The following is a 22,381-nucleotide window of genomic DNA, read 5'->3' on the forward strand; positions in this document are numbered from 1 at the left end:
GTGAATCCGACGACCGATCATGTATCCGCCCACGCAAAGGGATCGCGAGCCGGCGGCTGGCGCGCGGTGGGGCTCTTTGTCGTGGTGGTCGCCTACATTGCGGCGACGGCCTACATAGCGCAATCCGATCTGGGCTTTCAGAGCCTCGTGCTGGTCACCGCCGTCTTCGGCATTCTTGCCATCAGCCTCGACCTGGTCGCCGGCATGCTGGGCCTCTATTCCCTTGGCCAGGGCGGCTTTTTCGGCATCGGCGCCTATATGACGACCATCCTCGCCAACGACCATGGCTGGAATGTCTTTGGCCTGCTGATGCTGGTTCTTGTCGTGGCTGGCCTCGCCGGCGTGGCGGTCGGCGCCATGTCGTTGCGCGTTAGCGGCCTCTATTTCGCGATCACCACCTTTATCTTCACGCTGGTGCTGACCGTGCTTGCGACCGATATGGTGAATGTCACCGGCGGGCTCCAGGGTCTGCTTGGTCCGGCGTTCCCTGACTTTCCGGATGCGTTGCAGTGGCTCGGCACCCCGCTGGTCTGGTGCACGATGATGGGGCTCCTGCTCTGTCTCGCGCTGGTCTGGAACATCCGCCATTCGCCGTTCTACCCGATCCTCCTTTCGATCCGCGATGCCGAGCCGTTCGCGGAGGCCGCCGGCGCGCGAACCGCGGCGATCAAGGTCGGTGTTTTCGGCGTCTCGGCCGCGATGGCCGGCGGAGCCGGCTGGCTGTTCTCTTTCCTGGGCGTCGTGTCTCCCAGCCAGTTCGACTGGTCGGTGTCCCTCAACGTTCTGGTGATGGTGCTGATCGGCGGCATCAACACGACCATCGGTCCGGTGATCGGCGCCATGTTCGTCTCGATGTTCCCGAACGTCGTCAACATCAATCCATGGCTGCAGGAGATCGTCTACGGCGCGCTCTCTATTCTCTCCATCACGCTCCTGCCCGATGGTGTTGTCGGCGTCGCCAAGCGCATTCTGGCGCCGCTGTTCGGAGCCGCTCCAGCAGCCGAGATTATCGCCGCCAACGAAACGTCTGCTTCGGCAATCGTTCCGGCGCCGGCGGCCCCGGTCACCGGGTCCGAGATCATCGTCGAATGTCGCGGCATCGAGTTCGGCTATGGGCTCGGTCCCAAGGTGCTGCGCAATGTCGATCTCGCCGTCCGGCGCGGCCACATCCATGGCCTCATAGGTCCGAACGGCTCAGGGAAGAGCACGCTCGCCAACGTCATTTCCGGCCGCCTCACGCCGAATGCCGGCGAGGTTCTGGTCAAGGGAACGCGTGTCGACGGCATGCCGGCGAGCAGTCGCTCCAAACTCGGGCTTCGGCGGACGTTCCAGGCGGCGCAGTTGGTCAAGGAACTGACGTTGACGCAGAATGTGATGGTCGGCCTGTTCGACCGGGTGCCGGGCATCGTTCGCCGTGCCGCGCTCTGGCCGATGCTGCCATCGGGCAGGCGTGATCTGGCGGCGATGCACCGGCGCTCCGTTGACACGCTTGCGCTTGTCGGCGCCGGCGAATGGTCGTCGCGGCAGGTCGGAAACGTCCCCCACGGCATCGAGCAACTCACCCAGCTCGCCACGGTCTGCGTCGCGGGGCCGGACGTCATCGTCCTCGATGAACCGGCGACCGGCCTCTCGGCCAAGGAGGTGCGGCACCTGGCGACCATCCTTGCCAATCTCAAGACCCAGGGCGTCACGATGATCATCATCGAGCACCAGACGCGCTTTCTGTTCCCGCTCTGCGATCGCGTCACCGTGCTCAACGCCGGTGAAGTGATCCTCACCGGTTCGGCCGACGAGGTGCGTGCCGATCCGGTGGTCAGACAGGTTTATCTCGGCGAATGAGCGAACAAGCATCCCCCATACTGGAAATCGACGCGCTGAGTGCCGGCTACGGCCGCTTCGACGTTGTGCGTGACATCGGACTGACCGTCGGCAAGGGGGAGGCGGTGGCCCTGCTTGGCCCCAACGGCGCCGGCAAGACCACGGTGCTGCGCGCCATCATGGGCATGGTCAAGCAGCGTCGCGGCCTGATCCGCATCGGCTCGACCGACGTGTCAAACCTGCCGACCCACCGCATCGCGCGCGGCCTCGCCGCCATCGCGCCCGAGGGCCGGCGCCTCTTTCTCGACCAGTCGGTTGAAGACAATTTGCTGCTTGGCGCGCTGCATCTGCGGCATGACCGGGCAAGGGTGGAGAGGCTGCGGGCCTCGGTCTACGAGCTGTTCCCGGTGCTCGAGAGCTATCGCCACCGATTGTCGTCATTCCTCAGTGGCGGCGAGCAGCAGATGGTCGCCATCGGCCGCATGCTGATGAGCGATCCCGAAATCATGCTGCTCGACGAGCCCTCCGTCGCCCTGTCGCCGGTCGCCGTCGACATCGTGGTCAAGGCGATGCTGGAGTTGCGCAAGCGCGGTGCATCGCTGCTTCTGGTCGAGCAGCGCATCGATGTGGCAACCCGCGTCTGCGACCGGCTCTATGTCATGGCGCATGGCGAGATCGTCGAGGAAATGACGCCCGATATCGTCCGTTCCGGCGGCATGTCGATCCTCAACAAATATCTGGGCTAGAATTCCGCGGCTCGACTTGCCGAACCGCGGCCGGTCTCGGTCAGGCCGAAGCGGCATAGCGCCGGGCGAGCGCGGACATCCCGACGGCGAGCACGAGGATTCCGCCCTTGAAGATCGGCTGGAAATGCGTGGGCGCGCCGAAGATGCTGAGGCCGTTGAACCCGACTGCCAGGATCAGCACGCCGATCAAGGTCCCCGAAATATGGAATTCACCTTCCCTCAACGTAGCCGAGCCCAGGAACACGGCGGCGAAGGCGTCGAGCAGGTAGCCGTCGGCGGCTGCCAGGGTTCCGCTGCCCAGCAGTGAAGACAGCAGCGTCCCGGTCAGAGCCGCGCAGAAGCCGGCGGTGGCGAAGGCAAAGATCTTGATGCGATCCACCCGGATGCCGGAGAGCCTTGCGGCTTCCAGATTGCCGCCGACAGCCTGCATCTTCTGGCCGATGTCGGTCTTGTTCAGGATGATCCAGAGCGCGATCAGCACGATCACCATGATGATCACCGGATTGGGCAGGCCGAAGACGAGGCGACCCAGCGAGATATCGGTGAAGGCGCGCGGAATTCCGGTCGCGATCGGGAATGAGCTGTAGGTAAAGCCGATACCCGTCAGCATCGTTCCAACGCCCAGCGTCGAGATGACGGCATTGATCCTGACCTTGGTCACCAGCACGCCGTTGAAGGCGCCGATCGCGGCGCCGAGCAGCAGCGCGCAGACGATGCTGAGCCAGATCGGAAACCCCTGATATGCCATCAGGCCGGTTACGATCAGGCCGACGAAGCTCGCCACATAGCCGATGCTCAGGTCAAACTCGCCGACGACGAGCGTATAGGTAAGCCCCGAGGCGATGATCGCGGTCAGGGACGCTTGGCTCAGGATGTTGAGGAAATTGGCGCGCGACAGGAAGATTGTCGGGGCGTTGGCCGAGAAGAAAACGATCATCAGCAGAAGTCCGACAATCGTGCCGTAGCGCGACAGCCACATCAAAGCTGTCCGCTTCCACGAGGATTTGCGGAGGGGCAGAGCGTCCTTCGCCGCGGTTCCGGACTGGACCATCATGCGATGTCTCCTTGTTCGTCACTGGTATCGTGATAGCTGAGTTCGATGATCCGTGCCTCGGTGATGTCGGCGCCGGTCAACTCGCCGGTGATGCGGCCCTCGCGCATGACCAGGACGCGGTCGGCGAGAAGCGTGAGTTCCTCGACATCCGATGAGATGGCGAGGATGCCGACTCCGGATCGGGCGAGGGCGCGGATGGCGTCGTGGATCTCCTCGCGGGCGCCGACATCGACCCCTCGCGACGGCTCGTCGAGAATAAGGAGCTTGGTTCCGGCATTGAGCCAGCGGGCGATCAAGGCCTTTTGCTGGTTGCCTCCAGAAAGGCCGCCGATCCTTGCTTCGATGCCGGGCGTCTTGATCCCCAGTTGCGCCACGAGTTCCTCCGCCTGCCGACGGGCTTTCCTGTCGGAGATGAACGGGAGACCGGGAATGGCGCGCAGAGTCTTCAAGGTCGAAATGTTGATGTTGAACGCAACCGACTGCTGCAGCATCACCCCTTGCGAGCGGCGTTCCTCCGGAACCAGCGCTATGCCGGCGCGGACAGCCTCGGCCTCGTTGGCGGTATCGAGCCGTTTGCCGCCGAGTTCGAAATGGCCGGCATCGGGCTTGGCCGCGCCGGCGATGAGATGGGCAAGTTCCGTCCGACCTGCCCCGACGAGACCGCCCAGCGCAAGGACCTCTCCCGGGTAGAGATCGAAACTCACGCCCTTCACGGCGCTTTTCCAGGCAACGTCACGAACGGAAAAGATCGGCCTCTGGTCGCGATCGGTGGTGAACCGCGCGCGCTCGTCGGGTGGACGCATATCATGGCCGATGATGGCCCTGACCAGGCCCTTCTTGTTGAGCGCCCCGCGCTCGGCGGCATCGACGATGCGCCCATCGCGCAACACGGTGATCCTGTCGCAGAGCTGAAGCACTTCCTCCAGCCGGTGCGAGACATAAAGGATGGCGACACCCTGAGCCGACAGATCGCGGATGATGGTGAAGAGCTGCTCGCTCTCCGGGCCGGACAGGGAGGCCGTCGGTTCGTCCATCGCGATCATGCTGGCATCGCGCACCAGGGCCTTGCTGATCATCACCAGCCAGCGCTGGGCCACCGAGAGTTCGGAGACCTTGGTTTCGAGAGGAAAGCGGATGCCGACACGTTCGGCGGCGGCACGGGCGGCGACGCCGGAGCGCTTCCAGTCGATCATGCCAAAACGAGTGACCTTGGGCGCGCCGAGCAGGATGTTCTGCAGCGCGTTGAAATGCGGGATCAGGTTCAGTTCCTGATGGATGAAGGCAAGCCCGGCCTGCTCTGAAGCGCGTGGCGACCCCTTTTGCAGCTCTTCCCCCGCGACCGTCACGCTGCCTTCGTCGGCCACCGTCACGCCGGCGAGGCAGCGGATCAGCGTCGACTTGCCGGCGCCGTTAGCGCCGACCAGGCCGTGAACCTTGCCGCGCTCGATGTCGAGATCGGCATGGTCGAGGGCAAGTTCGCCAGCAAAGGATTTGGTCAGGCCACGGATGCGCATCCATGGCCCGACTGAAGCGGCGGAAGACATCTAGAGGTGCCGCCCCGCCAGAGGCCGCAAGATCGTCTCACAGTCCATTGGGATGTTCGGCCATGAACTTGTCGACATTGTCCTTTGTGACGACGATCCCGGGGATCTGGATGTCCTTGGGCTGCCAGGAAGTGCCGGCCTTGATAGAATCGAGGACCGCCTGGAACACTTCCTTGCCTTCCTGGAACGCGGGCTGCCAGACGGTTGCCGTCAGGTCGCCGTCCTTGACCAGCTGAATCGCCTGCGGGCTGCCGTTGATCGAGACGGTGGTGACATCGGTGCGGCCAGCCTGGCGCATGGCAGCCACGGCGCCCTGCATCGGCTCGTCCCAGCAGGCCCAGATCGCCAGCGGCTTGTCGCCGCCGGCGGGATGCGCGGTCAGCCAGGCTGCCGCCGTCGCGTTGCCGAACTGAACCTGTCCGGGCGCCGTCACTTCGCTATAGTCCACCTTGACGTCGGACTTGCCCTTGACGCCCTCGTCGAAGGCGACGCCGCGGTCGATGCAGAGCTTTCCCGGATGGAAGGTCATCGCCAGCACATTGGCCTTGTCGCCGACCTTGTCGGTCAGGAACTTCACCGAGTCGTCGCCGACCTGGCGGCCGCTCGTCGTCACCACGATGCCGGGAACGATCTCGCCGCCCCAGGTGGCGACGGGAATGCCCGCGTCGCGCGCCGCGGCCAGGCCGGAGCCGATGGAACTGCTGGCAAAGGCAAGCACGAAGATCGCGTCGACCTTTTGCGCGGCGAAGGAATTCATCGCGGCATTGGCCTGGTCGGCGCTCGCCTGGGTATCTGTAACCTTGACATCCCAGCCCGCGGCCTTGGCGGCCTCGGTCGCGCCGCCGATGACGGCGATATTGAGGGCATCATTTGCCAGAAGTGCAACGATGCCAAGGGTTTTCGCCTGAGCGACCGTGGCCACCATCATGGCACCGGCCGTCAAAGCCGCAAGCAATATCTTATACATTTGGGAAATCCTCCTCTTCCTGTCCGACCGTCCCCGGGACGGGGCCGGCGCCTTGCTTTCACGAGGTTCGGTGAACTCCCTTGCCCTCGTATCCCAAAAAGACCCTCCGCCGCTGCCAACAGCCTCGAAGCGGTATGCCTGTCCAAGCTCGATCAGCGTGGGAAGCTCTCCGTTCCACCGCTCCACTCGGGGCTGGGTCAGGCATATTTGATAGCGGTATCACAACACATCTTCGAAAGGTCAATGAACAGGAAGCCGAAACCACCAAAAAACATCGCTTTTTGGTCAGGAACGGACAAGCGCTGTCATCTTCCTCGCGTCATCGCCTATTTTCTCTTGTTAGCGGTATCACGTCAAGGCTATGGATGGCGAGGGCGAAGCTGAATTTTGCCGCGAGTATCTCGCGGGCGCGGGCCATTAGGAGGACCAACCATGCAAGTGAAATACGATTTTTCCGGAAAGAACGTCATCTTGATCGGCGCGACGACCGGCATTGGCCGCGCGACCGCGCTGGCCTTCGCCAAGGCGGGGGCAAACCTCTACGTCTCGGGCATCGGCGCAGCACTCGGAGAGAGCCTCAAGGAAGAGGTGAAGCCGCTGGGCGTCGAGATCGAATTCCTGGAAACCGATGTCCGCGACAGCAAGGCGATGGCCGTGCTGCATGAGAAGGCTTTCGATCGCTTCGGCAGGATCGATGTCGCCTTCAACAATGCGGGCGTGCCCGGCAAGACGGCGCCGGTGCACGAACTCGACGATGCGGATTACGACCTGCTGATGGACATCAATCTGCGAGGGATATTCAACGGGCTAAGACATCAAGTGCCGCATATGACCGCGAAAGGCGGAGGCGCCATCGTCAACACGTCTTCGCTGTTCGGCGTCATGGGTTTCGCCACCACCGCCGTCTACTGCGCCAGCAAGTGGGGCGTGATCGGCCTGACCAACTCGGTGGCGTTGGAAGTGGCGCGCAAGAACATCCGTGTCAACGCCATCGCGCCCGGATCGGTGATGACGCCGTTGTTGAGTGGCATGTTCGGCAGCGAGCAGGCCGCGAAAGATACCGTCTTGCCGATGATCCCCATGGGCCGCATCAGCGATCCCTCGGAGATTGCCCAGCTTGTGCTGTTCCTGGCCTCCGATGCGGCCTCGTTCATCACTGGCCAGGCAATTGTGATCGACGGTGGCGGCTTCGTCGCCGGCGCGGACCAACTCTGAGGACATAGACGGAATCCACATTCATGTCGGATTCCCGCCCGCCATGGATGACAAGCGTCCGGTGGCCTTCCGCCATCCGGCCGCTCTGACGATCGGCACTGTCGGGGGCGCTTGAGCGCCCCCTTCAAGGCTCAGGCAACCCGGCTTTTCTCGCCCTTCGCAAGCGCGATCTCCACCACCTGCAGGCCCTTGTCGGTGAGGCGTGAAGGGAAGGTGGTGCGTAGCCGATCCTCATGGACGGGGATCACCCGCCGCACCTCGCCGCCCACCGATTTCATCATCCGATCGCTGGCGAATATCAGATTGTGCTGGCTTCCCACCGCCAGGCCGATCGGAACGATCTGCGGCGCTTCGGCATCAAGGCCCGTGAGATTGTCATAGGTATAGATGAGGTCGCCCGCGAAGATCCACTTGTCCTCGCTTTCCCGCGCGCCGTCGTTGCGGACGGTGATGTACATGCTGCCATAGGTGTGGGTATCGGCAGCCAGATGGACGTCGATGCCCGGCAGGACGTCCTCCTGATCGCCGTCGATACAGATCATCCGGCCTTCCTTGGCCGCCTCGACGGCGCGCACGATGTCCGCCGGATCGCCGCCGCCGGTCAGGAAGCGATACTCGGGGCTCAACGTCAAAGCCCAGACCCATTTGTCCAGCTCACTCTTCTGGACATAGAATTTTGCGTTTGGAAACAGATGTATGGCGCCCATATGATCGAAATGGGCGTGCGTGATCAACACGCTGGTCACGTCTTCCGGACTGACGCCGCACTCGGCCAGGACGTCGCGGGGACCGTGATAATTCGAGACGCCATAGGCGGTCGCCAGCTGCTCGCCATAGGCGACGTGGTCGTAGCCGGTGTCGATGAGGATCGTCTCGCCCTTTCCTTTGATCAACACGTAGGCATAAGGCAATTTGCGCGTGCCCTGGTGCTGGGGGCCGTACATCATCACGCTGAACGGGAACTTCTCCACCGCCGCGTATTCGAGCACCCAGATCGAGTAATCCGTCATGTTTTCCTCCCTGATACCATGGCCTAAGTAACGTCCTGCAGGAGACGCTTCGGCGCGTGAGCCGCGCAGCACGCCTGTCCGAAATCGACAAGTTCAAATCCCGGCAACAGACGGGCTGTCGTCCGCAGGTGATCGCTTGAAGCCCGCAGCGTCCGAGAGAGCGCGTCGTCGTGATCCGAACCGTCCACGCGGCCGTGATCCAGTGCCGCGGTGCAGGCCTGAAGAAGCGCTTCGGCGGCACCGCGCAGATGGTGGTGATGGTGCGCGGCGATGTCGGGAACAGCAAGAGCACGAACCTCCTCGCAGGCTCGCATAGCTGCTTCATGCGCGCCGGCGAGCGCGCCTTCTGCGAGCGAGGCGCGGCTGCGCGAGGTCAGCAGCAGCAGCGCGAAGCCCGCGACCTGCGTCAATGTCGCGCTGATCAGCCGCTGTACCGGTCGGGCGGCGGCCACATAACGCAGCACCGCCTGTTCGGCTCGGCTGTTTGCTGTAACGTCCATCGCGATCCCCCAGCACCTGAATGCGCAAATTCCCCCTTGGCAATAACCGTTTTTGGTAGCGGTAACAACAGAATTGCGGAATTCTGCGGTGAAGGCTTGTTTGTGCGACGGCGTAATGATTTGATTTCCGCCGCCAAGTCGGACTGTGACAGGAAATGCCGAAAAGATCGTCTGGAGACGGAAACCCGCACGTTGGGAGCGCGAGGATGCGCGACGTCGCGGTTCGCGCCGGCGTCTCGATCATGACCGTTTCGCGTGCGCTGAATGAACCCGGCAAAGTCTCGCCGGAGATGCGCGAAAAAGTGCTGCGTGTGGTTCGCGAGATCGGTTATCTGCCGAACCATTTGGCCGGCAGCCTCTCCTCGAGCCGGTCCACGACGATTGGCTTGATCGTGCCGAGCATCGACAACTCGATCTATACGCAGACGGTCAAGGGCTTGTCGGAAGTGCTGAAGCGCTCCGGCTTCCAGCTCATGATCGCCGAGTCGGGCTATGACCCCAACGAGGAAGAGGAGCTGATCACCATCTTTCTCAGCCAGCGCGTCAGCGGCCTGGTCCTGCACAGCACGGAGCACACTCCGCAGGCCGCCGAGAAGATCAGGAAATCCGGCATACCGGTGGTCGAAAACGGCAATATACCGGCCGAACCTCTCGATATGGTGGTCAGTTTTTCCAACCATGACGCTGCCTATGCGATGACGATGCATCTCGGCCGGCTTGGATATCGCAAGATTGCTTTCGCCAGTCTCTATTCCGTTCACAATGATCGCTCGAAGGATCGGCTGGACGGGTATCAGGCCGCGCTGCGGCAGCTTGGACTGGATCCGGACCCGCGCATCGTGCTGGAGACCGAGCGAGGCCTCGCCTCGGGGGCGGAAGTGATGGCACGCGTGGTGCAGAGCGTACCGGAGGTCGACGCGCTGTTTTGCGCGGGCGACGTGCTGGCGGTCGGCGCCCTTTTCGAGTGCCAGAAGCGCGGCTGGCAGGTCCCCGGCCGGATTGCGCTGGCAAGCTTCGACGACGTCGACCTGCTGCGTCACGTCAGCCCATCGGTCAGCACGCTGAGGCTGCCCCGTTATGACATCGGCGAACGGACGGCGCGGATTCTGTTGAGCCGGATCATCGATGGCGCCGAGCATCTGCGCGGCAGCGTGATCGACCTGAAATTCGAGCTGATCCAGCGCGAAAGCACCTGACCGCAGATATCGGGTATCACCCGTTGCATCGCCGACGTCGCTGCTCTAAACTCAATATCTGTTACCGGTAACAGACAAGATCGCCTTGCAGCCGCCGGTATTCGGACAGGACGAGGGATTTTGGTGATGCTCACAAAGCAGCGGGGCAGGCTATGAGCATGTCGCAGGAAACAGCACGGTCGATGCTTGCTGTCCCGGCAAAAGCCCTGAGCGGACGCCGCGCGCTGATCACCGGTTCCACTGCGGGATTGGGGCAAGCGATCGCCGCCGGGCTCGCCGAGGCCGGCTGCAATGTCATGCTGCACGGCCTCGAGACAGCCGAGACGGTCGAGCCGCAACGCGAAGCGCTGGCCGGCAGGACCGGCGTGCAGGTCTCCTATCACAAGGCCGATCTGTCGACGACCGCGGGCGTCGAGTCGCTTGTCGCGGCTGCCGGCGCCGAACTTGGCGGCGTCGACATTCTTATCAACAACGCGGTCGTGCGGCACTTCGCGTCGATCATCGATTTTCCGCCGGAACAATGGGACATGGCGCTGGCCGTGAACCTTTCGGCCATTTTCCACGCGGTCCGGCTGCTGCTGCCACAGATGCGGTCGCGGAATTTCGGGCGCATCTTCAACATTACGTCTGTCTACGGCATGCGCGGCACGCCGGGGCGTGTCGGCTATGTCACGACGAAATCGGCTATCCTTGGCCTGACCCGCGCCGTGGCGCTGGAGAATCTGGACGTGGATGTCACCTGCCATAGTCTCTGTCCGGGTTCGGTTCTGACCCCTGGCACCGAGAGCCGGGTGGAAGACTTGATGGCGGACCGCGGCATCGACCGCGGCGCGGCCGAACGGTTGTTTCTGGAAGGCAAGCAGCCCGGCGGCACCTTCGTCTCGCCGCAAAGCGTCTCAGACCTGCTGGTTTTCCTATGCGGGCCGATAGCCCGCGACATGACGGGGGCCATGCTTCCGGTCGAGGGAGGATGGCTTGCGAGCTGAACGGATTGGGATCGAGTGGATTTGGGGCGACGCCGGCTTGGCCGCCAAGGGAGGCACGCATGGATGACATTTATGAACTCTTCGCGGTCCGCTACGGGCACCACGACCGCAACGCAGCAGCGAATTTCATCGGCGGCGATCCACATGACGGCCCGATGCCGCTTGACTATTTCGTCTGGGCCATCGTCGGCAAGACCAGGACCTTCGTGTTCGACACCGGCTTTGACGCCGATGTGGCGCGCAAACGGCAGCGGACCCTGCTGCGGCCGGTCGGCGAGGGCCTGAAGATGATCGGCATCGATCCCGACAAGGTCGAGGACGTCATCCTGTCGCATATGCACTTCGACCATGCCGGCAACCACGAGCTGTTCCCGAAAGCCCGCTACCACGTCCAGGACGTGGAGATGGCGTATTGCACCGGCCGTTGCATGTGCCACGACTACCTCCGGCACCCCTTCGACTACGAGGACGTGTCGAGCATGGTCGCCAAGCTCTTTGCCGGGCGCGTGACGTTCCACGACGGCGTCAGCGAGGTCGCCCCGAACATCACGGTGCATCGCGTCGGCGGCCACTCGAAGGGATTGCAGGTGATGCGGGTGAAAACGGCGCGCGGTTGGGTTGTGCTTGGCTCCGACGCCTCGCATTTCTATGCCAATTTCGAGCAGAACCGACCGTTTCCGGTGCTTGAGAGCGCCACCGATATGCTGGAGGGCTACGCCACGATGCGCAAGCTCGCCAGTTCGCCCCGGCATGTCATTCCTGGCCATGACCCGCTGGTCCTGACGCGCTATCCAGCCGCATTGCCCGGGGTCGACGATATTGTGCGCCTCGACCTTGATCCGATAGCCGCGACGCCTTGAGCGCGCGGACCCGAGCAGCGCCAAACCTTCAAGCGGAGATTACGATGACCAACCTGAAACTGGGTTTTGCCGGTATTGGACGCATGGGTACGCCGATGGTGAAACGGCTCCTGGCGGCCGGATACACTGTGAGCGTCTACGACACCAATGAGGCCGCCGTCTCGGCCTTGACGATGGAGGGAGCGGCGAGCGTCAAGACGCCGGCGGAACTGATAGGCCTGTCCGACATAATCCTGTTGTCGCTCCCGACGCCGGAGATTGTCCAGGCCGTGGCTCTCGGGCCCGATGGGCTCACCTCGGGCCAGGGAGCAAAAATCGTCATCGACCTGTCGACCACAGGCCCGCGCACCGAGCGTCAGGTGGCGCAAGGCTTGAAGGTCGCGGGCATTACGATGGTTGACTGCCCGGTGAGCGGTGGCGTCGGCGGCGCCGAGAAGGGCACGCTCGCCATGATGGTGGCCTGCGAATTGTCGGTCATGGAGACGGTGCGACCGATCCTCGAGACGCTTGGCAAGCCGATCCATGTCGGCGCCGAGCCGGGCATGGGCCAGATGATGAAGGTGATCAACAATCTGATGTCCGTCACGGCGCTCTCGATAGCCTCCGAGGCGCTGGTTCTCGCCACCAAGGCCGGACTGGATCCCGATGTGCTTATCGAAGTGATCAATTCGGGCAGCGGCAGCTCCAATGCGACGCTGACCAAGATTCCGAAATTCGTCCTGACGCGCGGCTTCGATTTCGGCTTCTCGATTGGTCTGTCGGCGAAGGACATCCGTCTCTGTCTCGAGGAAAGTGACGCACTCGGCGTCCCGATGATCGTCGGCGGCGCCGTGCGGCAACTGCTGACGGTGGCAAAAAGCGATCTTGGCGCGGATGCGGACCTGACCGAAATCATCAAGCCGATCGAAGGCTGGGCCGGGGTTACGGTGGCGGGCGCCAAGGCGAAGAGGGGCTGATCCCCGATCGGAGACACGGGCTCATGACCGCAGAAGTTTTTCAGCCTTCCGTGGCTGGACTGTCGCGCCGCCTGGCGGCTTTCGTGCACCGCTCTCGCTGGGAAGACGTCCCGGAGCCGGTCCGCGCGCACGCCACGAGGGCTGTCTTCAACGGCTTTGGAACCGCGCTGGGCGGGTCGTCCGACCAGGCGGTGCTGCGGCTGGCAGAAAGCCTCGCGCCGTTTTCCGCCGGCGAGACGGCGACCGTGATCGGCCATGGCCAACGGCGGGACGCATTGACGGCTGCCTTCCTCAATGCGGCGGCGATCAATGTCTTCGACTTCGACGATACGCATGCGGGCACGATTATCCATCCCACCGCGCCGGTGTTGCCAGTCGTGCTGGCACTCGCGGAAATGCGTGCGGTCAGCGGCGCGGAACTCCTTCACGCCTTCACGCTTGGGGTCGAGGTTGCATGCCGCATCGGCAACGCGGTTTCGCCCGGCCACTACGACCGCGGCTGGCACATCACATCCACCTGTGGAATCTTTGGCGCCGCCATGGCGGCCGCGAAACTCCTCGATCTCGGCGAGAATGAGATAGTCTGGGCACTCGGCAATGCCTCCGCGCAAGCGTCGGGTCTGGTCGAGACCCTCGGTTTCATGGCCAAGAGCACGGGCGTCGGCAACGCCGCGCGCGGGGGTCTCCTCTCGGCGCTGATGGCGCGGAGCGGGGTCGAGGGGCCGCCGGCGCCACTCGAAGGGCCACGCGGCTTCCTCAAGGTCTGCTCGGATCAGCCAAAACCTGAGCTCATCGAGGCCGGGCTCGGACGGGACTGGGAAATCTTGCGCAATATGTTCAAGCCCTATCCTTGCGGAGTGGTGCTCAACCCTGTGATAGATGCCTGCCTCTCTGCTCGTGCCGCCCCCGATTTTGCCGTCGGCCGGATTGCCGAGATCGTCGTTCGCGGCGCCCCGTTGCTCAAGGCCCGCGCCGACCGGCCCGAAGTCACCACGGGGCGCGAGGCGCAGGTGAGCGCACAGCACGCGGTGGCCGTCAGCCTGCTGCGCGGCCGTGCCGGCGCGGAAGAATTCAGTGACGCGGCGGTGAACGACCCGCTGGTCCGCGAATTGCGCGCAAAGGTTCGCCCGGTGGAGATTGACGCCGGCACGCCGGTGGATGCCGCCCATGTCTGCATCCGATATGCGGATGGGTCTTCCCTTGTGGTGTCAGAGAAAGTCGCGACCGGCAGCCTGGCTCGGCCCATGTCGGACCAGGCGCTCCGGAACAAATTCGCCGCCCTCGCGCAATATGGCTGCCCGGCACTCGCCGTCGACCCGCTTGCCGATAGGCTCTGGGCGCTTGCGGATCAGAAAAACGCCGGCGATGTCATGAAACTCGCCCGGCCTGCCTCCGAAGTGGCGGCGCGCGCTTAGCACCCACTGACTGAAGGACACATTTCGGCTGTCCGTTTGGAAATGTTCGTCGCCAGGAGCGCATGGCGATGACTTCAACTTGAGCACTTCAGCTCCAGCCCGATCGTCGAAGCCGCTCGCCAAGCACGGGCAAGTGCTCTATGCTTGGGTGGTCGCTGTCGATAAGGTTGTCCTTGGCGGGGCGTTCCATGTTCGAAGTCATCACATTCTGGTGGAAGACAATGTCGAAAGGCCCGGCCACAAGGGCATTTGGCCTGATCGTCGCGCTGTCGGCACTGCTGCTGTTTCAGACCCAACTAGCCAACGCCGCGCCGAACTGGACGCTCGATCCATCGGCCTCCGTGATCACCTACCAGTCGGTCAAGAAGAACACGATCGTCGAGACCAACAAGATCAGGAACATCACCGGCACGCTCAGCTCGGCGGGTGATGCCAAGATCACTTTCGACCTCAATTCGGTCGATACCGGCGTCGACCTGCGCAATGTCCGCATGCGCTTCCTGTTCTTCGAGACATTCAAGTATCCGACCGCTGAACTGACGGCAAAGGTGGATCCCGCGACGTTCGCCGATCTGGCAACAAAGCGCCGGGTGAAGTCGACGCTGCCTTTCCGGCTCAATCTGCATGGCGTCGACAAGGACCTCGAGGCCAGCATTGTCGTCACCATGATCAGCGACACGATGGTGTCGGTCGCCTCGGAGGCCCCAGTCGCTGTCCATGTGGAAGACTTCGGCCTGCTGCCGAACGTCGACAAGCTGCAGCAGGCCGCCAATGTCACCAACATCGTGCCGACCGCGTCGGTGTCGTTCGATTTCGTCTTCACCGCCGACGGGGCCAAGCCGGCCGTCGCCCAGCCCGTCGCGGCGAGTTCCGCCGAGGTCGGTCCGGTGGCGACCGACGCAGCCAAGTCCAATTTCAGTGACGAGGAGTGCCTGAACAGGTTCGCCGTGCTCTCGCGCACCGGCGCCATCTACTTCCGCCCCGCAAGTGCCCGGCTCGACGCGAAGAGCCGCCCATTGCTGACCGAGGTCGAAGGGGTCGTCGGTAAATGCCCAAGCCTGAAAGTCGAGGTCTCCGGCTACACCGACAGCGACGGTTCGCCGGAGGCCAACAAGCAACTGTCGGAGCGGCGGGCGCGGTCGGTGGCCGACGCGCTGATTGCCGCCGGTGTTCCAGGCAATCAGATCAGCGCCGCCGGCTATGGCGAGGATCGGCCGGTTGCCGCCAATGATACGCCGAAGAACAAGGCGCTCAATCGGCGGATCGAGTTCTCCGCCAGCAAGCTCGCGAACTGAGGTCGCGGGTGAGGTCCGATCCGATCGCCCGTTGCGGTAGCTTCGTTCGCGCCCTTGGCGTTGCGGCGGTCGCCCTGCTGTTGACCTTGACGATCGCCCATGCGGAGCGCCGCGTCGCGCTGGTCCTGGGCAACTCGCAGTACCAGCACGCGGCTCGGCTGGCCAATCCGGTGCGCGACGCCCAGGCCATGGCTGAACGCCTGAAAAACCTCGACTTCGAAGTCGTTTCCGGATTCGACCTGACCAAATCGCAGACGCAGGCAACGATTGCGCAGTTTGCAAAGCAGGTGCGGGGTGCCGACGTCGCGCTGTTCTTCTACGCCGGCCATGGCTTGCAGGTTTCGGGCAAGAACTATCTGCTGCCGGTCGATGCTGCGCTGGAGGACGAGACCTCCCTCGACTTCGAGGCCGTGTCGGTCGATTTTGTGTTGCGCCAGATGTCGCGCGAGACCAGCATAAGGCTGGTGTTTCTCGACGCCTGCCGCGACAATCCCCTCGCGCAAGTGCTAGCGAAGACGGCGGGCATCAGCGGCGCCAGCAGCGGCCTCGCCGAGATGCCGATAGAGAATGGTGGCGCCGGCACGCTCGTCGCCTTCGCCGCCAGTCCCGATCAACTCGCCTATGACGGGTCGGGCGAACATTCGCCTTTCACCGCGGCGCTGCTCCAGCACATCGGCGAATCCAACGTCTCCATCACCGAGGCGATGAACAGGGTCACCGGCGACGTCTTCAAGGCAACGGCCGGGAAGCAGCGGCCCTGGATCAATGTTTCCCTGACCACGGAGGTCGTTCTCCACAAGGTCGATCTAAACGCTCCGCTGATCGTCGGCGAGGCGAGCCCCTTGCCGGCCGAAGACGGCTCCGGCGCGCGCAACACGGGCGTGGCGGCACCAGGCCAAAGTGACGACCAACTCGCGCTCGATGTGCTGCGTCAGAAGATCCCCAAGCTGGCGTCGGATGCGCCGATCCTGTTTGACCATCCGATCGACTTCGGCGATCCGGCAATCGACGGCAAGAGCATTGCCCAGCTGATCAAGAGCATGCCGCTCTTCAGCCCGGTGGAAGGACTGGACAAGTCGGTCTGGGAGGGCAAGCACTGCGATGGCTGCCATGAATGGGACGAGGCGCGGCTTTGCGAACAGGCGAAAAACTTCGCCGCCAACGATGTCTCCGTCCTGCGCTTGCAGCATCCGCTGGGAACACGCTTCAAGGTGGCGCTTGCCAAATGGGCGCAAGGCGGCTGCAAGTAATAGGAAGCCTCACGGCATCCATTCGGCATGAGCGTCAACAACATCCGCAAGCCTTAACCGCGCGGCTCAACTGGCGGCGCCGCGATACCCCAGCGTTTACCGACAGACAAATGCCCTGAAACTTGGTATAATGGCTGCCATCGTAATGGGATGCTCAAACAGGAGTAACCGCGATGCAGTTAGGCAGCTCAGCCTTTGTGGTGGCGGTCGTGCTTGTCTCGACCCACGCGTCCGCCGACCCCGTACAGAAATCCGAAGACATCGTGAAGTTTTTCGCCGGTGCGGCCGATCTCGGCAAGTCGCGAGGAATTTGCGTCGGCACCGAGGAGGAGTGCAAGAGCAAGACCAAGGCAAAAGACGAACCGGCCGAAAAATCCAGTCTCGATATGCTGATCAATTTCGGCCTGGATTCAGCAGAACTTGACACGACCGCGCGCGCTGAACTGGACGAATTCGCCAAGGCGTTGAAGGACAGCCGGCTGAGCACGTTCAGTTTCGTTGTCGAAGGCTACACCGACGCCACGGGCACCGTGCACTACAACGAAGGCCTGTCGCAACGACGAGCGCGATCGGTGGCGGCATTCCTGACGGCCAGCGGTATCGAAGCGTCCCGCATCGACGCGATCGGCCTGGGCGAAAGGAATCCGCGCAGTCCAAACCCGTACGATCCGCTGAACCGGCGCGTGGAAATGCGGATAAAGACGCAGTAGCAATTATAAGGCCTGAGCACGCCGCCAGTGCCCACCTTCGGCCGAAGCTCATAGCTTTCGGGTCGGGCGACCATGCCATGTCAGGCCGGTTTAGAGCGTATTCTGGATCGAGCTTATGACGGTCGTGACGGCCTGCTTGTATTTCTCAAATTCCGGCGATGTCTGCCGGATCTCCATGGTCGCCGGCCGTGTATTGGCGTCCGTGGCCACACGGCTGAACTTCTGCCCCATTTTCCTTTCGGCCCAATCCACCACATAGCCGGCTGTCTTGCCCGTGAGAAACGGGTTGGCCTGGATGACGGCCGAACCGAGCACGGCGGCAAGTTGCGCCGACTCTGGTGACGACAGCACCTGATGCGCGCCTTCCATTCCCAGGAAGTGGCAGAGATAGAGCCGGCCGGCGGTGATCTGGTGACCGCGCGCCCGCAGATAGGCCTCGCCTTCGCGCGCCAGGTTGCGAACCATCTCGCGCGAGATCGTGGCGTCGTAGCGCAGGGCGAGCAGGTCGGCGGTCGACAGCGTGCGCGCAAGTTCCGGCCGGTAGGTGTTCATCATCCGGATCCAGGTCGACGTTATGAACTGGCCGGCGCCGGTGGCCGAGGAATTCGGGTTCTTGGCGCGGGCGCTGCCGCCACTCTCGACATGGACGATGCGGTCGGTAAGCGTTTCGACCGCAGAATCCCCCGAGGCGACCACGGTGACAGTGCCGAGGGGGTCGATCGCCTCGCCATTCTGATAGAGCTCAAAATGCAGGTGAGGTCCGGTCGAAAGGCCGGTCGTGCCGATGTAGCCGATGATGTCGCCAGCCTTGACCCTGGTGCCGACGCCGGCCGCAATCGCGAATTTCTGCATATGCGCGTAGCGTGTCTCACGCCCGTTTTCGTGTGAGATCTTGACCAGATTGCCATAGCTGCCGCCATCGCCCTGGAAGGTGATCTGGCCGTCGAAAGCCGCCGCGATCGGCGTGCCCACGGGAGCCGCCCAGTCGACGCCCTTGTGGATGCGCACGGCGCCGAGAATCGGATGCATGCGTGGACCGAAAGTGGACGTCATGACGCCGTTGACCGGCGTGACCATGCCGTTGGCGACCGTCAGCGAGCGGACCTGGTCGTCGCCGGTGACGCAGGCGTACTGGCCGTCGCTCTGCCTGAAGACGAAACAGTCGAGGCTTTTCTCGGTGCCCTGCACGCCGACATACAGCACCCGCCCGGCGCCCTCGTCATTGCCGCGCGGCGTCTGCGAGTAGATCAGCACGAGACGCTGGTCCTCGCTTGCAAAGGCATCCAGATCCTGCCCCCTCGACAGGTACATGATCGCCTCGCCGATCACGCCGGTCGGCACGTTGTTGCGGGCCGCCGTCGAGTAGATCGCGTCGAGCAGACGATACTGCCTCTTGTGCGCGCCTTCCTCCTGTGCCCCGGAATAGTTGAACAAATCTTCGCGGACCCAGGGATCGACGCCCGATACGAACGCCCCCGCCGTGTTGCGCGTCAGGGTGCCGACAAAGACATTCCTCGCATAGACCGAGACCTGCATCAGGGCCATGACTGTCGTCTCCCGGTTCGGCCGGAAGCCGCGCATGGCCACGACATAACCCGCTTCCAGGCCGTCCCGGTTGAAGAGGGCTTTCAGGGCCGCGCCCGCCGATTTGGCATCTTCGTCGGAGAAATGCGCATCGAGCGCCACGCTGTCCAGGCTGCGGTCGTTGAGGATCTTGACGAAAATGTCCTGGGTCGCCTCGAAGCGCTGATATTCATTGGTGGCGATCGCGACGCTCGTGTTGTTTTCGATCTGGGTTTTCTGGAATGCCGGCAGCGCCGCGTCGCCGGCATCGATTGTCTCGCCCCAGCCGGCTTCGGGGTCGTCGGCGTCAGCCGACCGACCCGAAGCAGGCGGTTGATCCGTGGCCGGCGAGGGCACAAGGTCGTTCTGCAGATCGCCGGGCGGCGCGGCGTCCGTGGCTGGTGGGGCGGCGGTCGGCGCCGCCGCGGTCCCGCGCTGCGCCTGGAAGAATGCGAAATCCTCCTGTGTCGACGGTATCGTTGTCATGAATTTTTCGCTGGCGCTGAGCATGACATCCGACAGGACCTCGATCTCTGGGGAAACGCCGGCCTGATCGAGTTCCGCCGGGCGTGGGATCGCCCGGCCTTTCGTCGCGGCGCCGGCATCGGGAGCAAGGGTGATCCACATAGGGTCTCCCGCCAGGTCGATGATGGCGGGCACATAGACGGACGCATCCGCCGGAACGTCGTCCGCGCCTTCGACCGCGTGCAACTCCTCGTCTTCGTCGCCGAACGACCAGTAGTCGGCGGTGAGGTAGAAGCCGCCGGCCATCGTCAGCACGGCAATCACGCCAAGGCCGGCAAGGACTCTGCGCCACACCAGGCGTCTGCGAAGCGCGGCGCGCGCCTGCTTTTTCTCCCTGAAGCTCGGGTCGATGCTGTGCATCACGGTTTGCTTCCGGTCAGGAAGAAAGTCCACCGAATTTGTTCAAGCGTATCGACTTCGAGAAATTGCGCCGCGATATGACCCCGCTGCCAGCATTCGTCGATGCCGCGTATCGAGAAACGCCGCCGCTCGATGCACATTTCGGTCGATCCGGTGAGGATCGCATGGCCAAACACGTCGGTTGCATAGATGTAGATGTAGCGGTTGGCCAGTTCCTCTCGGATGACGTTGACGCATTGATTGGCGCCGATGGTCCACCAGCCATCGGTCTGGTCCGCATCGTCCACCTTCTGGCCGACGGCGAGATTGACCACGTCGAGCGTCTGGTTGCAGACCGTGAATTCGGCGCGCGCTTCGCTGCACGACAGCACGGCCAGCAATACGGTGCCGGCCAAGACCGCAAGCTTCATGCGACCAGTCAGCGCCATCAGCGCTCGCAGCGGATCACGCTGGCTTATGCGCGGACCGGCGGACAATCGGGTCAAACACGAGCGGCGGAGTTCCATCGCGCGGCCATGCTATCCGCCGAGGCGGAAATACTTGGCGGTGGCCGAGAACCGGGACCCGTCGGTCTCGATTTCTTCGAGGATCTTGGGCAGCAGCACCGAAGCTGGCGTGGGTCTCAAGAGCGCGGCAGCCTGGATATCCTGCGGCCCCGTGATCACGAGGATGATCTGCGGCACGGCCTTTCCTGCCGCCTTGTCGGCCGCGCCGAGGCCGATCGGGATGCTGAAGCTTGCCTTGTCCGATTGGGCGACGATGCGGTCGTCGAGATTGAACACCATGCCCTTGTGATCGATCAGCAGCACGCTGGAGATCAGCCCGCCCTGCGTCACCAGCGAGCCGCTGATCGGCGTACCGTTCGGCACCGATGTCCGATCGAGCACCAATTGCGGCTTGTCGGCGGAAGTCTGCCCCAGAAAACGCAGAAAATTGGTGACTTCGCATTGGGTTGGTTCGATGAGGCGGACGCTGATGTCAGGCTCGACATGGAATTTCGCCTGGAAATCGTCCAGCATCCGTTCGAATGGCTGGACCGCCGTTCCGAATCCTTCGATCGCGGCGGACTTGTCGGCTGCCGAAATCATGGTTGCGTAGAAACAGTCGCCGCCGGCGAAATCGCGAACCCAGGAAACCCGTTGCGCAAGGTCGTCGACGACCGGGGGGATCTCCGGTTTGGGCATATTCAAAGCGACGACCGGTTGGTCCGGCTTTTTGGCTGCCAATGAATCAGCCATTTGGCTCACCGCGTTCGCGACATCCGTTGCGCTTGCCGCGGGTTTGGATGACGGCGCGGCTGCCTGGGGCGGCGTCGGCTGACTGGCCGGCTGCTCGGGCGCCCGGCTTTGCGCGACGTCCGGCTGCGTCGCCGGCGTCGGGACGGGAGCGATCTCAGCAGCGGGAACGGTCTTCCGGCTGTCGCTGGTCACGCCCTCGGCCTGATTTCGCGGCGGGGTTTGCACGGTTGGAGCTGACGCTTCGGGCTCGGTCGGTCTAGGTGCCTCCTTGGCCGGCGGTAGAGCAATGGCCGGTTGTGCGGGCTCATGCTTTGGACCGGCCGGCGCGTTTGCCGGCCTTTCAGCCGGCGGTGCGCTGGCCGCCTCGCGCGGTGGCAGCTTTGTAGACGGCGAAACCCTTTCGGTTGGCGCCTGTGTCGCCGTCACGGTTGGCTTGGGCGCTTCCTTGACCTGCGACGGCGTCTCCTTGGGCGGTGAGGGTTCGGGCGCTTGTGTCGCCTTGGCATCCGCCTGACTTTCCGCCGGAGGTGCGCTGGCCGATGTGTCCGGCTGGATCGATGGCGATGCTTTCGGTGGTGACGGCGCGATTGATAGAGGCTTCACCGGTTCCTTGGTTTGCGTGACATTCCCGGCAGGCGGCGCCGGTGCCGGATTCTGGGGCGCGGCGCTCTCCTGCCGATCTTCAACCGGGGGAATGCTGGCTTCCGGCTGCGGCAATGCCGGCGGAACGACCTTTGCCGGCGCCTGTGTATGCGCGGCTTCGTCGGCGGAGACGGACTTCGGAGCCTCCGGCGCGGGCGTTAGCGCTTCCGTTGTGTTGCCGGCGCCGGAGGTGGCGGGCGTCATCAGGCCACTGAGATAGGCCCCCGTAGCCGAAACGACAGTAACTGCCGCCAAGGCTGCGATCGCAACGGTCAGGGTCCTTGCGGATTTTGCGGGCACATCGGGCTTGACCGCCTTGGCGGGGCTGGCGGCGGCTGGCGGCCGGGGTTGGGACAAATGCGCGGGCCGGACATGCGGCACGAAGTTCGGCCCGCTCGAGTCCCGCGTTGACGGATCAAGTGCCTCGACGGGCCCACGGGCCTCGGAGCCCGGCACAAGCGTGTGACCGGCTCGCGGCAGGCCCGGTCGGTCGCGGGGTGGCCTGAGGATCGGCGGCGTCGTCGGCTCGTC

The 22,381-nt window shown here is 63.6% G+C and carries 19 protein-coding genes; 11 read left to right on the top strand and 8 right to left on the bottom strand.

Going from position 1 to position 22,381, the window contains the following annotated elements; genetic code table 11:
- Both WC739_RS01640 and WC739_RS01645 read left to right on the top strand, forming a co-directional pair.
- The gene (locus WC739_RS01640; protein WP_372951262.1) at positions 1-1,839 is read left to right on the top strand and encodes a branched-chain amino acid ABC transporter ATP-binding protein/permease; all 1,839 of its coding nucleotides are present in this window, start codon (positions 1-3) and stop codon (positions 1,837-1,839) included.
- Complete coding sequence (locus tag WC739_RS01645; RefSeq protein ID WP_372951264.1) at positions 1,836-2,564, top strand: ABC transporter ATP-binding protein; 729 nt, start codon at positions 1,836-1,838, stop codon at positions 2,562-2,564. The genes WC739_RS01640 and WC739_RS01645 overlap by 4 nt, the downstream gene beginning before the upstream one ends.
- A 40-nt stretch (positions 2,565-2,604) precedes the next feature.
- On the opposite strand, the gene WC739_RS01650 is transcribed toward WC739_RS01645, so the two are convergent.
- The 3 genes from WC739_RS01650 to WC739_RS01660 are packed head-to-tail and all read right to left on the bottom strand — an operon-like array spanning position 2,605 to position 6,129.
- Positions 2,605-3,618: an ABC transporter permease gene (locus WC739_RS01650; protein ID WP_372951265.1), complete on the bottom strand. Its 1,014-nt coding sequence runs from the start codon at positions 3,616-3,618 to the stop codon at positions 2,605-2,607.
- Positions 3,615-5,162, bottom strand: coding sequence for a sugar ABC transporter ATP-binding protein (locus WC739_RS01655; RefSeq protein WP_372951266.1), 1,548 nt, complete (start codon positions 5,160-5,162; stop codon positions 3,615-3,617). Before WC739_RS01655 ends, WC739_RS01650 begins: the two co-directional genes overlap by 4 nt.
- 37 nt (positions 5,163-5,199) lie before the next feature.
- The gene (locus WC739_RS01660) at positions 5,200-6,129 is read right to left on the bottom strand and encodes a sugar ABC transporter substrate-binding protein (RefSeq protein ID WP_372951267.1); all 930 of its coding nucleotides are present in this window, start codon (positions 6,127-6,129) and stop codon (positions 5,200-5,202) included.
- Positions 6,130-6,561: 432 nt separating this feature from the next.
- Between WC739_RS01660 and WC739_RS01665 the strand changes: the two genes are divergently transcribed.
- Positions 6,562-7,344, top strand: coding sequence for an SDR family NAD(P)-dependent oxidoreductase (locus tag WC739_RS01665; RefSeq protein ID WP_372951268.1), 783 nt, complete (start codon positions 6,562-6,564; stop codon positions 7,342-7,344).
- Positions 7,345-7,475: 131 nt separating this feature from the next.
- Here the strand turns inward: WC739_RS01665 and WC739_RS01670 are convergent, their stop codons facing one another.
- Both WC739_RS01670 and WC739_RS01675 read right to left on the bottom strand, forming a co-directional pair.
- A complete protein-coding gene (locus WC739_RS01670; RefSeq protein WP_372951269.1) occupies positions 7,476-8,354 on the bottom strand; it encodes an N-acyl homoserine lactonase family protein in 879 nt (292 codons plus the stop codon).
- Positions 8,355-8,377: 23 nt separating this feature from the next.
- A complete protein-coding gene (locus tag WC739_RS01675; protein ID WP_372951270.1) occupies positions 8,378-8,854 on the bottom strand; it encodes a hypothetical protein in 477 nt (158 codons plus the stop codon).
- 206 nt (positions 8,855-9,060) lie between these two features.
- Between WC739_RS01675 and WC739_RS01680 the strand changes: the two genes are divergently transcribed.
- From WC739_RS01680 to WC739_RS01715, 8 genes are all read left to right on the top strand, one after another.
- Positions 9,061-10,050 (top strand): LacI family DNA-binding transcriptional regulator, encoded by a 990-nt coding sequence (locus WC739_RS01680; RefSeq protein WP_372951271.1) that lies wholly within the window; start codon positions 9,061-9,063, stop codon positions 10,048-10,050.
- A gap of 158 nt (positions 10,051-10,208) precedes the next feature.
- Positions 10,209-11,036: an SDR family NAD(P)-dependent oxidoreductase gene (locus WC739_RS01685; RefSeq protein WP_372951272.1), complete on the top strand. Its 828-nt coding sequence runs from the start codon at positions 10,209-10,211 to the stop codon at positions 11,034-11,036.
- A gap of 59 nt (positions 11,037-11,095) precedes the next feature.
- Positions 11,096-11,896 (top strand): N-acyl homoserine lactonase family protein, encoded by an 801-nt coding sequence (locus WC739_RS01690; protein WP_372951273.1) that lies wholly within the window; start codon positions 11,096-11,098, stop codon positions 11,894-11,896.
- Between the two features lie 44 nt (positions 11,897-11,940).
- Positions 11,941-12,852, top strand: coding sequence for an NAD(P)-dependent oxidoreductase (locus WC739_RS01695; RefSeq protein WP_372951274.1), 912 nt, complete (start codon positions 11,941-11,943; stop codon positions 12,850-12,852).
- A gap of 23 nt (positions 12,853-12,875) precedes the next feature.
- Positions 12,876-14,267 carry an MmgE/PrpD family protein gene (locus tag WC739_RS01700; RefSeq protein WP_372951275.1) on the top strand — a complete coding sequence of 464 codons (1,392 nt, stop codon included), beginning with the start codon at positions 12,876-12,878 and terminating at the stop codon, positions 14,265-14,267.
- A gap of 188 nt (positions 14,268-14,455) precedes the next feature.
- Positions 14,456-15,562 carry an OmpA family protein gene (locus WC739_RS01705; protein WP_372951276.1) on the top strand — a complete coding sequence of 369 codons (1,107 nt, stop codon included), beginning with the start codon at positions 14,456-14,458 and terminating at the stop codon, positions 15,560-15,562.
- A gap of 8 nt (positions 15,563-15,570) precedes the next feature.
- Positions 15,571-16,812 (top strand): caspase domain-containing protein, encoded by a 1,242-nt coding sequence (locus WC739_RS01710; RefSeq protein ID WP_372951277.1) that lies wholly within the window; start codon positions 15,571-15,573, stop codon positions 16,810-16,812.
- A gap of 173 nt (positions 16,813-16,985) precedes the next feature.
- The gene (locus WC739_RS01715) at positions 16,986-17,522 is read left to right on the top strand and encodes an OmpA family protein (protein WP_372951278.1); all 537 of its coding nucleotides are present in this window, start codon (positions 16,986-16,988) and stop codon (positions 17,520-17,522) included.
- A gap of 90 nt (positions 17,523-17,612) precedes the next feature.
- On the opposite strand, the gene WC739_RS01720 is transcribed toward WC739_RS01715, so the two are convergent.
- From WC739_RS01720 to WC739_RS01730, 3 genes are all read right to left on the bottom strand, one after another.
- Entirely contained in the window at positions 17,613-19,973 is a 2,361-nt protein-coding gene (locus WC739_RS01720) for a M23 family metallopeptidase (RefSeq protein WP_372951279.1), read from the bottom strand.
- A complete protein-coding gene (locus WC739_RS01725) occupies positions 19,970-20,380 on the bottom strand; it encodes a DUF1036 domain-containing protein (RefSeq protein ID WP_372951282.1) in 411 nt (136 codons plus the stop codon). Before WC739_RS01725 ends, WC739_RS01720 begins: the two co-directional genes overlap by 4 nt.
- A 108-nt stretch (positions 20,381-20,488) precedes the next feature.
- Positions 20,489-21,208, bottom strand: coding sequence for a hypothetical protein (locus WC739_RS01730; protein ID WP_372951280.1), 720 nt, complete (start codon positions 21,206-21,208; stop codon positions 20,489-20,491).
- Between the last annotated feature and the right edge of the window lie 1,173 nt (positions 21,209-22,381).

Origin of the sequence: Mesorhizobium sp. (assembly GCF_041661565.1) — a bacterium.
GTDB lineage: Bacteria > Pseudomonadota > Alphaproteobacteria > Rhizobiales > Rhizobiaceae > Mesorhizobium.